This window comes from Ruegeria sp. CL5, assembly GCF_056536485.1.
Window position 1 is genome coordinate 42239 of sequence record NZ_JBQFPS010000010.1, and the last position, 13080, is coordinate 55318.

Annotated in this window: 16 protein-coding genes; 8 read left to right on the forward strand and 8 right to left on the reverse strand. The window is 55.7% G+C overall.

The annotated features are described in order from the left end of the window. Window positions 1–8: 8 nt before the first annotated feature. Window positions 9–1301, reverse strand: a complete 1293-nt coding sequence (locus ACR0IU_RS16335) for a COG4223 family protein (RefSeq protein ID WP_480716991.1) — start codon at window positions 1299–1301, stop codon at window positions 9–11. Between the two features lie 54 nt (window positions 1302–1355). Next, a complete protein-coding gene (locus tag ACR0IU_RS16340) occupies window positions 1356–2069 on the reverse strand; it encodes a uroporphyrinogen-III synthase (RefSeq protein ID WP_480716992.1) in 714 nt (237 codons plus the stop codon). Between the two features lie 97 nt (window positions 2070–2166). Here ACR0IU_RS16340 and tsaD point away from each other — a divergent pair, with 97 nt between their 5' ends. The 4 genes from tsaD to ACR0IU_RS16360 are packed head-to-tail and all read left to right on the forward strand — an operon-like array spanning window position 2167 to window position 4916. Beyond that, window positions 2167–3264, forward strand: a complete 1098-nt coding sequence (gene tsaD / locus ACR0IU_RS16345; RefSeq protein ID WP_480716993.1) for a tRNA (adenosine(37)-N6)-threonylcarbamoyltransferase complex transferase subunit TsaD — start codon at window positions 2167–2169, stop codon at window positions 3262–3264. Next, a complete protein-coding gene (locus ACR0IU_RS16350; RefSeq protein ID WP_480716994.1) occupies window positions 3261–4223 on the forward strand; it encodes an NAD(P)H-dependent glycerol-3-phosphate dehydrogenase in 963 nt (320 codons plus the stop codon). The genes tsaD and ACR0IU_RS16350 overlap by 4 nt, the downstream gene beginning before the upstream one ends. A gap of 1 nt (window position 4224) precedes the next feature. Beyond that, the gene (locus tag ACR0IU_RS16355) at window positions 4225–4494 is read left to right on the forward strand and encodes a YciI family protein (RefSeq protein ID WP_480716995.1); all 270 of its coding nucleotides are present in this window, start codon (window positions 4225–4227) and stop codon (window positions 4492–4494) included. Next, complete coding sequence (locus ACR0IU_RS16360) at window positions 4494–4916, forward strand: EVE domain-containing protein (RefSeq protein WP_480716996.1); 423 nt, start codon at window positions 4494–4496, stop codon at window positions 4914–4916. The genes ACR0IU_RS16355 and ACR0IU_RS16360 overlap by 1 nt, the downstream gene beginning before the upstream one ends. Before the next feature lie 222 nt (window positions 4917–5138). On the opposite strand, the gene ACR0IU_RS16365 is transcribed toward ACR0IU_RS16360, so the two are convergent. Next, window positions 5139–5480, reverse strand: a complete 342-nt coding sequence (locus ACR0IU_RS16365; RefSeq protein ID WP_170397892.1) for a DUF2853 family protein — start codon at window positions 5478–5480, stop codon at window positions 5139–5141. Between the two features lie 191 nt (window positions 5481–5671). On the opposite strand from ACR0IU_RS16365, the gene ACR0IU_RS16370 reads away from it, so the two are divergent. After that, the gene (locus tag ACR0IU_RS16370; protein ID WP_480716997.1) at window positions 5672–6319 is read left to right on the forward strand and encodes a DUF899 family protein; all 648 of its coding nucleotides are present in this window, start codon (window positions 5672–5674) and stop codon (window positions 6317–6319) included. 4 nt (window positions 6320–6323) lie between these two features. Here ACR0IU_RS16370 and ACR0IU_RS16375 read toward each other — a convergent pair whose 3' ends face one another. The 3 genes from ACR0IU_RS16375 to ACR0IU_RS16385 all read right to left on the reverse strand — a co-directional run bounded on the left by ACR0IU_RS16375 (window position 6324) and on the right by ACR0IU_RS16385 (window position 8891). Next, the gene (locus ACR0IU_RS16375) at window positions 6324–7073 is read right to left on the reverse strand and encodes an extensin-like domain-containing protein (protein WP_480716998.1); all 750 of its coding nucleotides are present in this window, start codon (window positions 7071–7073) and stop codon (window positions 6324–6326) included. Window positions 7074–7086: 13 nt separating this feature from the next. Next, window positions 7087–8475, reverse strand: a complete 1389-nt coding sequence (ahcY, locus tag ACR0IU_RS16380) for an adenosylhomocysteinase (RefSeq protein ID WP_480716999.1) — start codon at window positions 8473–8475, stop codon at window positions 7087–7089. Between the two features lie 101 nt (window positions 8476–8576). Beyond that, window positions 8577–8891, reverse strand: coding sequence for a hypothetical protein (locus tag ACR0IU_RS16385; protein WP_010443015.1), 315 nt, complete (start codon window positions 8889–8891; stop codon window positions 8577–8579). 207 nt (window positions 8892–9098) lie between these two features. Between ACR0IU_RS16385 and ACR0IU_RS16390 the strand changes: the two genes are divergently transcribed. From ACR0IU_RS16390 to ACR0IU_RS16400, 3 genes are all read left to right on the forward strand, one after another. Further along, window positions 9099–9692 carry an HD domain-containing protein gene (locus tag ACR0IU_RS16390; protein ID WP_480717000.1) on the forward strand — a complete coding sequence of 198 codons (594 nt, stop codon included), beginning with the start codon at window positions 9099–9101 and terminating at the stop codon, window positions 9690–9692. Between the two features lie 74 nt (window positions 9693–9766). Further along, complete coding sequence (locus ACR0IU_RS16395; protein WP_480717001.1) at window positions 9767–10591, forward strand: FkbM family methyltransferase; 825 nt, start codon at window positions 9767–9769, stop codon at window positions 10589–10591. A gap of 50 nt (window positions 10592–10641) precedes the next feature. Further along, window positions 10642–11610 (forward strand): glycosyltransferase family 2 protein, encoded by a 969-nt coding sequence (locus tag ACR0IU_RS16400; protein WP_480717002.1) that lies wholly within the window; start codon window positions 10642–10644, stop codon window positions 11608–11610. A gap of 328 nt (window positions 11611–11938) precedes the next feature. Here ACR0IU_RS16400 and ACR0IU_RS16405 read toward each other — a convergent pair whose 3' ends face one another. Next, window positions 11939–12175, reverse strand: a complete 237-nt coding sequence (locus ACR0IU_RS16405) for a hypothetical protein (protein WP_170471162.1) — start codon at window positions 12173–12175, stop codon at window positions 11939–11941. Between the two features lie 428 nt (window positions 12176–12603). Beyond that, a complete protein-coding gene (locus ACR0IU_RS16410; protein ID WP_480717003.1) occupies window positions 12604–13059 on the reverse strand; it encodes a sulfotransferase family 2 domain-containing protein in 456 nt (151 codons plus the stop codon). Window positions 13060–13080 lie beyond the last annotated feature (21 nt).

The following is a 13080-nucleotide window of genomic DNA, read 5'->3' on the forward strand; positions in this document are numbered from 1 at the left end:
CAGGTCCTTCAGTTCGAGTTCAGGCTTGAAGCAAGCGTATTTGCGGCCTCGACGGCTGAGACCCGCGTCTGCGCCGCCTGCTCCCAGTCCGCCAATGCGGTCTGCGCCGCTTCGGGCAGTGATTTCAGTTCGGTCAGCGCCTTTGAGACATCACCATCCGCCAACGCCGCCTGAGCGCGCGACAGGACTGCGTCCGGGTCGTCCCCTTCTTGCGGCGTCACCGACCGCGCGCCGGTTTGGCGCTGCAGGAAGGCAACCAGCCCGGTGCCTTTGTTCGCGTCGCGCGCATCGGCAAGCGCCGTGCGCGCCGCAGGGGCAAACGACGAGCGCAAGGCTGAGAGCGTCTCAACCCCGTCCGTCGCTGACGCAGCCAAGGCATCCGGCACGTCGACACCCCCGGCTTTCAGCTCAGCAACCAGTTCTTCATATGGCTGACCGGCATCCAACTGGCCATGCAGACGCGACAGGATTGCAGCATTGGTCGCGGCGCGTGCCTCGGCTGAGGCCTTCGCCTCAAGCGCCTGCGCGTCTGAGACCATCTTTTCCACTTCGCTGCGCTGCGCGGCCAGGGAATCCTGCAGTTTTTTCAACTCTGCTTCGAATGCGGCTGTGGCCTCGGGCGAAACATTTGCCTCAAGCGGTTGTTTCTCAAGCGCGGTCAGGCGTTCCCCTAGCGGATCGACCTTGCCAGTCAGGCCTTCGACACTGGTCTTTATTGAGTTCAGATCACTTTCAACCGGCGATAGCTTGTCTGACAAAGCCTTGATCTGATCCGACAGGCCCGACACATCCGGCCCGTCAGCCAGAGATTTGGTCAGTTGCGCAATCTGATCGGATTGTTCCGCCAACTTCGATTCGAGCGCGGCAATTGCATCCGAGCTATCTGCCCCACTGGACAAAAACCCTCCACTACCCACGGCAAACCCAATTCCAGCGGCAACAACGCCACCCAGCAGCGCTGGAACGAAACCGCCACGCTTTTCGACGGTGCGTTCGATTACTTTCTCTTCTGCTGGTGCAACTTCTTCGACAAGCTCAGAAGCGGCTTCGGCTTCGGCTTCGGCTTCGGCTTCGGCTTCGGCTTCGGCTTCGGCTTCGGCTTCGGCTTCGGCTTCGGCTTCGGCTTCGGCTTCGGCTTCGGCTTCGGCTTCGGCTTCGGAAGTCATCTCGTCCGCAGCATCCTTCGCGTCAATGGATTTCTCATCCGAGACGGCATCACTTTTGGTCTCGGTGGCCTCTGCCACCTCTTCGACGCTGGGGTCTTCGACCGGTTCCTGATCGGGTTTCTTCTTATCAGCCACCGCGTTAATCCCCTTATCGATTCCCAAAACACATGAACAACAGACTAACCCAAGTTAATCTGCACCCGGCGCGCCCTCAACCCGCATCACGTGTTTCACGAGTTTTTTCACGGCTTTCTGCATTTTGTCCGGGGTCGGTTCATCCGCGATCTTCAGCCGTTCAAAGCGCAGTGTTTTAAGGGGTTCCGCAGTGGCCTCGCTGATCGCGGCCAGCCACAAAGGTGCAGATCCGTTCCAATCGTCGGCAAATTGTCGCGCTGTGCGGGGCGAAAATAGCGGGGCGATGATGGGCTGGTTGCCCTCTGCGGCCTGTGACGCCTCATCACTCAGCGGCAAAAGCTGTTGCCGATAGATCGGCTGCTCTCGGGTGGTCAGTCCAGATTCAGTCAAGCGCTCGGCCACGTTGCCACGGCTGTGTTCTCCGCGCAGATGAAGCAGTGGGCTGCGTGGCTTGAGTTTCAGCAGATTGGCCACCAGTTCTTCGGCCGTTGCACCCAGCATCTGCGCGTCCCAACCCGCGTCCTGCGCGGCCTGCGTGGTCGCCGGACCTACGCAATAGGCGGGCGGTCTGCGATCTACATTCAACAAGTCGGCAGCGTTCACGCCATTTGCCGAGGAAAAGATCAGCCCAGCGGACTCAGCGGCCTGAACCGCGACCGTCAGCGGTTCGATCTTTAACAAGGGTGAATGGATAACCGCAATTTGCGACCGAATGTAATTCGGCAGTTGCGCAACGAACCTGTCCGAGGCGGCGCGAGGGCGGGTCATCAACAAATACAACGGTCGGCGCCTTCGGCCTTGGGATTGTTTGCATCCGCGCGGGGTGATACCCCGCTTGGCAATCATGATGCAACGGATCAGGCCTATGGTGCAAACACTTACCGTCCTCGGACTGGAAAGCAGCTGCGACGATACCGCCGCCGCCGTGGTGCGGCAGGGCGCAGGCGCGCGGGCCGAGATCCTGTCATCCGTGGTACATGGCCAGACCGAGTTGCACAGCGCCTATGGCGGTGTTGTGCCCGAGATCGCAGCGCGCGCGCATGCCGAGAAGCTGGATATTTGCATTAAACAGGCTCTAAAACAGGCCGATATGGGCTTAGATGTTCTGGATGCAATCGCCGTTACCGCCGGGCCAGGTCTGATTGGCGGCGTGATGTCCGGTGTGATGTGCGCAAAGGGTCTGAGTGCGGCGACCGGGCTGCCGCTGATCGGGGTGAACCATCTGGCCGGGCACGCGCTGACGCCACGCCTGACCGACGGGATTGCCTTTCCCTACCTGATGCTGCTGGTGTCGGGTGGTCACTGCCAATATCTGATCGCGCATGGTCCCGAGCAATTCACCCGGTTGGGTGGCACAATCGATGATGCCCCCGGAGAAGCCTTCGACAAGACCGCCCGTCTGCTGGGCCTGCCGCAGCCCGGCGGCCCCTCGGTCGAGGTCGAAGCCCGTACGGGCGATCCCAAACGTTTCCGCTTTCCCCGGCCGCTGCTGGATCGGCCCGGATGTGACCTGTCTTTTTCGGGGCTCAAAACCGCGCTGATGCGGATGCGGGATCAGATCGTAGCCGAGAAGGGGGGGCTGACCCGACAGGATCGCGCCGATCTGTGTGCCGGATTTCAGCAGGCTATCGTCGATACTCTGGCCGAGAAAACCCGCCGCGCGATTGCGCTGTATCTTGAGGCTTCTCCGTCGGAACCGGTTATTGCCGTTGCCGGTGGGGTCGCTGCAAATACCGCCATTCGGGCTGCGTTAGAGACTGTTTCTGCGGAAATGGGCGCCCGATTTATCGCCCCGCCCATGGCTTTGTGCACCGACAATGCCGCCATGATTGCCTATGCAGGAATTGAGCGATTTCGCACCGGTGCGCGGGATGGCTTAGACCTGACGGCCCGACCCCGCTGGCCCTTGGATCAAACCAGCCCAGCGATGCTTGGCAGCGGCAAGAAAGGAGCCAAGGCATGAGCGTTTCAGTTCTTGGATCAGGCGCCTTTGGATCCGCTTTGGCCATATCATTGGCGGGAAATGGTCCCGTTACGCTTTGGTCGCGGAATCCCGATCAGGCAAAGCAAATGCAGCAATCACGCGAGAATGTCGATCGCCTGCCGGGCGTCACGCTGCCTGCCAACATCACGGTGACCGCCGAGATTGAACAGGCGGTGCGGTCCGACGTACTGCTGCTTGCCGTGCCAATGCAAAAACTGCGTGATGCCCTGAACCTTCACGCAGCGCGACTGAGCGGGAAGGTTCTGGTTGCCTGTTGTAAGGGGATCGAACTGTCAACGGGTCTGGGTCCTGTCGCCGTCATCCGTCAAATTGTGCCGGACGCACAACCGGCCCTGCTAACCGGTCCTAGCTTTGCCGACGACATCGCGCGCGGTCTGCCCACGGCGCTAACGCTGGCTTGTGCTGATGCCGAACTGGGCGAGGCGCTTCAGCAAGAGCTGACAACTGCCAATCTGCGCCTTTATCGAACCGCCGATACCATCGGGGCCGAGTTGGGTGGCGCGCTAAAGAATGTGATGGCTATCGGTTGCGGCGCGGCCATTGGTGCAGGCCTTGGCGATAGCGCCCGCGCTGCGTTGATCACGCGCGGATTTGCCGAGATGCAGCGCTTTGCCGCGTTGCGCGGGGCCCAATCGGATACGCTTATGGGGCTGTCAGGGTTGGGCGATCTGGTATTGACCTGCTCGTCCGAACTGTCGCGAAATTATCGTTTTGGGCTGTGTTTGGGTCAAAACAGGCCGTTTGACAGCACAACAACCGTCGAAGGCGTCGCCACCGCGCTGGCCATGTCTGAGATCGCCGCAAGTGAAGGGCTGGATATGCCGATCAGTGCAACGGTGGCGAAACTCAGCAGCGGTGCATACAGTGTCACCGACGCGATTCAGGCGCTGCTGGGTCGCCCACTCAAGGAGGAATAATATGCTCATCGCCCTGATCGCCCGTGACAAAGCCGGAGCCCTGCAAACCCGGCTGGACAACCGCGCGGCACATTTGGCCTATATCGATGACACTGGTGTGGTGGCGCAGGCCGGGCCGTTGCTGGAAGGCGATACGATGATCGGATCGCTGGTCATTCTGGATGTCGATGACCTGGCCGCAGCTGAGGCCTGGGCCGCAAATGATCCCTATGCGCTGGCCGGGCTGTTCGACTCGGTCGAGTTGATCCCGTGGAAAAAGGTGATCGGCTGATGGCGTATTGGCTGTTCAAATCCGAACCCTCGACCTGGAGCTGGGATCAGCAAGTCGCCAAAGGGGATGCAGGCGAGGAATGGGACGGGGTCCGCAATTATCAGGCCCGTAATTTCATGCGTCAGATGCAGATCGGTGATCGGGGGTTCTTCTACCACTCGCAGAAGGACAAGGCGATTGTTGGCATTGTCGAGGTCTGCGCCGAGGCCCATCCCGACAGCACCACCGATGATGAGCGCTGGGAATGCGTGGATATCAAGGCCGTCCGGCCATTCTCCACCCCTGTTACGCTGGATCAGATCAAGGCAGATGAACGTCTGGCTGAAATGGTTCTGGTCAAGAACTCGCGCCTGTCTGTACAGCCGGTCAGCGATGCAGAATGGCAGGTGATCTGCGGACTAGGTCAGACCGAAGCAGATTGAATAAAAAGGGAAGGCCCTGACGGATGCAGAACCTTCCCTACCCCGCGTGCTCCCAAACTCACCACACGCATACGGAAATCTGTTGGTTCTGACCGTCCTGGTCATGACCTGACCTTAGCCGATTTCAGAACCTCGCTTCAAACGCCAAGTATTTAGAGTTTCATTCAAATACAGAACACCCGCCGGCAGGACCGACGGGTGCTAAGCTGGCTTTAGGCTAGATCAGCTATAGACCGATTCCTTGCCGAAATGCTTGGTCAGCATGTAATAGACCACGGCGCGATATTTGTTGCGCTCGGACATGCCATAGGTTTCCATGGCCTTGTTGATCCCCTCCATCAGTTCAGGGCCGTCAGACAGGCCCAGCTTTTTGATCAGGAAGTTGTTCTTGACGGTCTCAAGCTCACCTTCCTGGCTGGCTGCCACTGTCGACGCATCCGCGTCATAGATCGCCGGGCCGCAACCGATGGTGACCTTGGTCAGCAGGTCCATATCGGGGTCCATCCCGCATTTGCCTTTCAGATCTTCAGCGTATTTGGCGATCAATTCGTCGCGTTTGCCCATGTCCCAGTCTCCTTAATCCATTGTCACGGAAGTTTTTACCGATGCGCAAGAGACTAGCCTTGTCGGCGAAATTCCCAAAAGGGAAAAATCACAAGGTTTCCCCCTAGGCTGAACTTTGCGGGGTTGCGCGATTTGATTTTTCCAGGTTTATTATTTAACATTTTTGTTAATTATGATTCCCGGAGGTCCTCATGCCCGTTTCCCTGCCCAATGAAACCACTGAATACCGATCCGCACGTAACGCACTCCTTTCTGCCGAGCGAGACCTGAGAGCCAAGGTTGAAGAGGTCGCGGCCTTGCGCCGCTCTCTTCCAACCGGGGGCAAAATCCCCGGTGATTATGCGTTCCGAGATCTGGCAGGCGAGGATGCGCCGTTGTCTTCGCTGTTTGGTGATAAGGACACGCTGATCATCTATTCGCTGATGTACGGACCTAATGCGGAACGCCCCTGCCCAATGTGTTCAGCGTTTCTGGATGGACTGAACTCTCAGATCCACCATCTGATACAGAAAGCCTCGGTTGCCGTGGTGGCGCAGAACACGCCTGAAAAACTCTCGGCGCTCAAGGATGAGATGAGTTGGAATGCGCTGCCGCTCTATTCTGCACTGGGGACGAATTACCAGAGCGACTATCTGGCCCAGACCGAAGGGGGCGATCAGCTTCCTATCCTGAATGTCTTTCAGCGCCTCCCGGATGGCGTTCATCACTTCTGGAGTTCCGAGCTGTTCTTTGAACCCAGCGACTGGCATCCCCGGCATGTGGATGCAGCTTGGCCTTTGTGGAATGTACTGGATTTCACACCACAGGGCCGCGGAGATTTCATTCCTTCATTGCGCTGAGGTACTATCGGCAGTAGCCCCAGCCAGGCCCCTGCAGGTGAAAGTGATCGGCATGCAAGCGGTTGTAGTCAGGGCCAAGGACCACGCGGAACCAATCGCAAGCCCCGCGCCCGATCTGACGCAGGAAATCGGCCTCAGGGCCGTCGGTGCCCCAGTCAGACAGCAGGTTCAAGCTGCGCCCGTCCGAGAGGTCCAGCCCGACGATATCGATCGCGTCCGCAGTGGCGTGGCTGCTCCAACCATTGTCTTGTCCTTGCGCGGTGCGCATCCGGCGGCAATTATAGCTGCCAATCTGGCGCAATCGGCTGACTGCGGTACCTAACACCTTCTCTGCAGCAGGCTGCACCACATGATGTTCCCACATGGCAAGCCGTAAGGTGGTGGCGCACCGGGTCTCAATCGCCGCGATCCGTGCTTTCACCAAGTTGGTCAATCGGCCCCGCCCCGCAATCCCACAGTTCTCGTCCACGACCAGATCTTCCATCGGTTCAAACTGTACCCCAGCCTCAGCCAGAGCGGCGCGGCACATGACGTCATCCGCCAGCGCTCGGTTCAGTTGATAGGCTGTAACTGGAGTCACCAGCGCAGTCACGGTCAGCTCACGCAGCGGGTTCCAGTACGGGGACACAGGGGTGTTGGGATGGGCAAGCAGCCACCAAACGCCTCCGACCAACACGATCAACAGCGTTAAGAGGCCAAAAAGAAAAGACGCCGCCGAAAGCAGGATTCGGCGGCGTCTGGAAGGCTTGGTCATGCGTCTTTCGCACTTAGTAGCGGTAGTGTTCCGGCTTGTAGGGGCCTTCGGGTTTCACCCCGATATAGGCCGCCTGATCGCTATCCATCTGGGTCAGCTTCACGCCGATCCGGTCCAGATGAAGACGGGCAACCTTTTCGTCCAGATGTTTGGGCAGGATGTAAACCTCGTTTTTGTACTGGTCGCCTTTGGTGAACAGCTCAATCTGCGCCAGAACCTGGTTGGTGAATGAGGCCGACATCACGAACGAGGGGTGCCCTGTGGCGTTGCCGAGGTTCAGCAGGCGGCCTTCGGACAACAGGATGATGCGGTTGCCCGAGGGCATCTCGATCATGTCCACCTGTTCCTTGATGTTGGTCCATTTGTGGTTCTTCAGGCTGGCGACCTGAATTTCGTTGTCGAAGTGACCGATGTTGCCAACGATCGCCATGTCCTTCATCGCGCGCATATGCTCGATGCGGATCACGTCTTTGTTGCCGGTGGTGGTGATGAAGATATCCGCGCTGGCGACTTCGTCTTCCAGCAGGGTAACTTCAAACCCGTCCATTGCAGCCTGCAGGGCACAGATCGGGTCGACTTCGGTGACCTTCACACGGGCGCCTGCGCCACGCAGCGAAGCCGCCGAGCCTTTGCCCACGTCGCCATAGCCACAGACGACAGCAACCTTACCGGCCATCATGGTATCGGTGGCGCGGCGGATACCGTCGACCAGCGACTCTTTACAGCCATATTTGTTGTCGAATTTCGACTTGGTGACCGAGTCGTTCACGTTGATCGCCGGGAATGGCAGGTGGCCATCTTTTACCAGCTGATACAGGCGGTTCACACCGGTGGTGGTTTCCTCGGACACGCCTTGGATTTGGTCGCGCATTTTGGTGAACCAGCCAGGAGAAGCGGCCATGCGCTTGGCGATCTGCTTCTTAATCACTTCTTCCTCTTCCGAACCCGGAACTGGGATGATGTCCTCACCTGCCTCGGCGCGTGCGCCCAGCAGGATATACAGCGTGGCGTCGCCACCATCGTCGAGGATCATGTTCGGGCCATCTTCGAACAGGAAGGATTTGTCCAGGTAATCCCAATGCTCTTCCAGCGTCTGGCCTTTGATCGCGAAGACCGGGATGCCGGCCTCTGCAATTGCAGCGGCCGCGTGATCCTGCGTTGAAAAGATATTGCACGATGCCCAGCGCACATCGGCGCCAAGCGCAACTAGCGTTTCGATCAGAACTGCGGTCTGAATGGTCATGTGCAGCGAACCCACGATCCGGGCACCACTCAGCGGTTTGCTTTCACCATATTCTGCGCGCAGGGCCATCAGGCCTGGCATCTCCGTTTCGGCGATATCCAGCTCTTTGCGGCCAAACCCGGCCAACGAAATGTCTTTGACGATATAGTCCCCGGCCATTAGGTGCTCCACTCCGGTAAATCTTGATCCGGGCTGCCCTAGCATTCATTGGGGCAGGTGGCAACGCAGGTGGCCGGGGTTAATTCCTGACACTGAAAATATCAGCTTGGCGTACCCTCAACTTTGATCTTTGGGATCGCTTCAAAAAAATCCGTGCCAACGGCGACAATGCAACTGATGCCGTTTGCTTGGGTCACCAGGACGGTATAGCTTCCTGTTTCCTTCGAGGTCCAAACCTCCATGACCGACTGTGCGCCACGCGACTTCTGAAGACCACCAAAGGCTAATTCTTCGGCATAACTGTCTTGCAGTTTGGTAATCACGTGCTCGCGTTCTGCACAATTTTGTGCAAACGCAGGCGGTGCAGTTGCAGCCATTCCAAAGGCGAGGGCGGTAGCAAATAAACGCTTGAACATAACAAGCTCCTTTCGATACGAGTTTCGCTTCGAGAGGGGCGCAACTGGGAGGAGTCTGCACCCCCCTCAGTCCTTAATGTCGGGATCGTATCGCACCGGTTCAAAGCACGAATGCTCAAGAAACTGTTGGCAGCATGTGATCCAGACAGGTACATCATAGCATAAGAACACGGATTAAACGTGTCCTAGTTCACAAGGCATGGCAAAATGGCAACACAACCCAGAGCGTGGCAAAGAATGCTGTCGGGACGGCGGCTGGATTTGCTGGACCCGACACCGGTGGATATCGAAATCGAAGATATCGCCCACGGGCTCGCCTTTGTAGCACGTTGGAACGGTCAGACCAACGGGGATTTCGCCTATTCCGTGGCCGAACATTCCTTGCTGGTGGAACAGCTTTTTGGCCGCATCGCACCAAATGCACCAACAATATGGCGATTAGCCGCACTGTTACACGACGCGCCCGAATATGTGATCGGAGACATGATTTCCCCGGTCAAATCTGCGGTCGGCCCGGATTATGGCGCGCTGGACGACCGGTTGGCAGCTGCAATCCATATCCGTTTCGGGTTGCCTGCCGCGGTGCCGCAAAGGGTGAAGCGCCAGATCAAAAAAGCCGACAAGATCAGCGCCTGGATGGAAGCGACACAAATCGCGGGCTTTTCAGATACTGAGGCGACAAAATTCTTCGGCCGCCCCGACAAGCCAATTCTGGAGGGGCTGCAGATCAAGCTGCGCCCTCCCATCGAGGTAAGAGAAGCATATACCAAACGGCATCAGGAGTTGCTGGACAGCCTCTAAGTCACCGATAGATCGGAGTTGCGGCCTGTGCTAATTTGCCATCAAAACAAGACTATAGCCGGGCACAGGTTCTAATGAGCGATGCAGACAGTCAGGTATCGGTACCGAAGGCGAGATTGGATTACGCCAACGCCTGCTTACGTGAGGCCTACAACCTCACAGGCCGCGGTCGGGTGCGCAATCTGATCCGAAAATCACTACTGCCGCAGATGGTCACCTACCGAAACCTGAACATCCATCTGCATCCCTATGACAATTTCAGTGAGTTTGTACTCTGGCGAAAAGGGCGATCTCCGGAAGAGCTTGAGTTGAATTGGCTGAAAGAGACCTTTGAAGGGAAAACGCTCAAGGTCTTGGATATTGGCGCTAATTTTGGTCTTTACTCGTTGTTCTTTGCGTCAATCCTCGGCCCAGAATCCCAAATTTCTGCGTTCGAGCCAAACCCGGTGCTGGCGGATCGCTTGTCTAGAAACTGTGCGTTGAACGGTTTCGGCAACGTCGATCTGAACACGTTCGCCATCTCGGACGAATCTGTCGACGCTGCGCTTTCGATAGAGCTTCGCGGCGATACGGCCACCAATCTGGGTGAAGGGCGATTGACGAATGACATGGCACGCGTGGACAATTCAAAATACCAACTCATTCAAGTGCAAACCCGAACACTGTTAGAGCTAAAACATCTATACGGAGCGGACTTTATCAAGCTGGATGTTGAAGGGCACGAGCCGCGCATCCTCACGCCCTTCCTTGCGGCTGCCGACGACGACGCGCTCCCGTGCTATTTACAACTGGAAACTGTCAATCTCGGTACAGGTGCGAAAAGCCTGTTTGCTGCTCTGGCAGCTCGTGGATATGAAAATTCCTTTCAAACCCAGCGCAATATCATCTTCAGAAGGTAAGCTGTGCATCAAGGATCACCGACCATAAACAAGCCTAGGGTCGAACCGGCATGAATGTTGGGTTGTTTTCCTGTGCAAAGAATGAAGGGCCATTCATTCTTGAGTGGGTCGCTTATCATCTGCTGATCGGGTTTGATCCGATCCTGATCTACAGCAATGATTCAACCGACGGTACAACCGAACTGCTTGATTTACTTGATAAAAACGGAGTTATTTCTCATGTTTTACAAGATCTGAAACCGGGCGATATCCCCCAACATGAGGCCGCTGAGAAGGCCTATTTGCATCCATCGCTCATTTATGCCGATTGGTTGATGTGGCTCGATAGTGACGAATTCCTCTACTGTTCAGGTCCTAACAATCAAGTCTCAGATCTGATCAATCGCTGTCATGGAAAAGCGGAAGGTATCGCGGTGAACTGGCTGATCTTCGGAGACGGGCATCATGCGACCTGGGAGCCCGGACTGATCACCCAGCGCTTTCTGAGACGCGCCGAGAATGACCATCGCCTGCATCAACGCTATAAGACGCTCTTTCAAACCTCCGAAAAGATACGCGGGTTCGGTATTCATCGACCCCATTTATTTAAAGGGTTTCAGCAAGACGGGGGGCAATTCGTCAATGCATCCGGGCATCCCATGCATGACGATATTTATCGCTCTGGCGTGCGTCGGCGACACGCATTTGGGGCCGCGCCCAAAAATCTAATCTCGCACGATTGGGCGGCCGTTTTTCACTACCCGGTGAAAACACGTGACAGTTTCGAGCTAAAGCGCCTACGGGGTCAGGGCACTAAACCAATTGATGCACCTGACCGGTACAGCCGGTTTCGCGAACAGTATTGGAAGAAATACAATCAAAACAGTATCGTGGATGACAGAATGCTGGCGATGGGTTACAAGCTGCAAGCGAAAATGGACGCGTTATTGGCAATTCCCAATGTCTCCCACGCATACTCACATTGCCTCAAGGTTTATGCGCAGCGTATTCCGGAGCGATCACAACATCCCGCGCCTTGATTTGCAAAGCGGCATCAAGATCGGAAATTTCCAATATGGCCTGAGTGATCGGGTAACTTACTCGAAAAAAATCAGTTCTCGAATTGAGGCACCGAAGACTACAAGGTTTCCGAATTTGAAACCATAGTTCTCGGTGGGCGATCCAGTAATGCGTCGGTTGGGGATTTGGGGCCGGTTTTGACCGCTGGCTCAATTACGCAACGATCATTCCGAAGGCATTGGTAATTATCGTTACAGATCTAGAATCACTCTATTGCCCGCCGGATGACATCACCTTCGGCGGACAAACATACACCCTTTACCAAAGTCTGCAGCCTCGATCGACCACTTAGCCTAAGTCGAAGATATCTGTTGGCAAAATGGCTGCAGGAATCTCAATATCAGCCATTGCTTCCTCAGGAAGAGTAAGATCCGGCAAATCCGGCGCTTCAATGGGGAACACATGCTCAGGAAGCTCGGGCATACCGGCATCTTCAGGTGGTCCCACTTCGGGAAAATCGATACCTAATTCGAAGAGCTTCTCGATTGCTTTCTGCGAAGGGTTTGGTCTCATGTCCGGTTTCATATCGCTTGATCCTCTGAACGGTTTGCCTGACCTGCCTCTTACTTGACGGCATTGTTGCAACTACAACACCGCGATGATGTCACAGAGAATCTAAACACGATTTGAACACATTGTTCATACTGCATTAACATTGTTCACTATAGATCAACAATATTGTTGCCACGAGGTGCATGCGGCTTAATCCAGAGTAAACGATTGAATTATTTTCATATTTTTCTACGGGCTGTGTTTGTCAAATATCGCTTCAATGTCCTACGATGCATGTTCAGGTAGCGGACCCCTTCCGAAACATATGTGCCCACATCCGATACACACACCCTGAGTATCGTTCGAACAAAAAACAACTCTTGGTCTCCAAGGCAACTTAGAGCTTAGTGAAGTTTACTTATCACAGCGAATTTGGATCAAACGGCCAATATCGCTTAGCGTCAGCTAAACCGTGTTTTTACGTTTTCGAACATCTCAAAATCCATTGAGAACGCAGATTCAAGGTTCATGTGATCAGTTCTCGTCAAGCTCTGTATGGCGTCTTTGGAAGAAGAGTGTCCTAATGAACTGCGGGTATCCTGCATCTCAGTTTGGTTTCCAAAAATCTCATAAGAGATATGCTCCAGCGCCGTATTCAGATCGTCAACGCGACCAATAAAATCGAAATCGATGAAATCAAAACTGATTTCTTTGCGTTGCGGACGCCAGTGACGGTTCAAGTCACGTGCAGTTTCGTCATGCGCAATGATGTCGAGAAAGTCTGACAATCCGAGATCGCCATCTGGTTCTCTACCAACATGCCGCAGAAACTTTTCTTTTTGACCTGGGGTTTTTAACAGATACCCAAAAAAGCACTGAGCGTGCGCGCAGTCGGGTGACGAACGACCGAGAAGCAAAACCGCGTTCTTTCTTCTAGC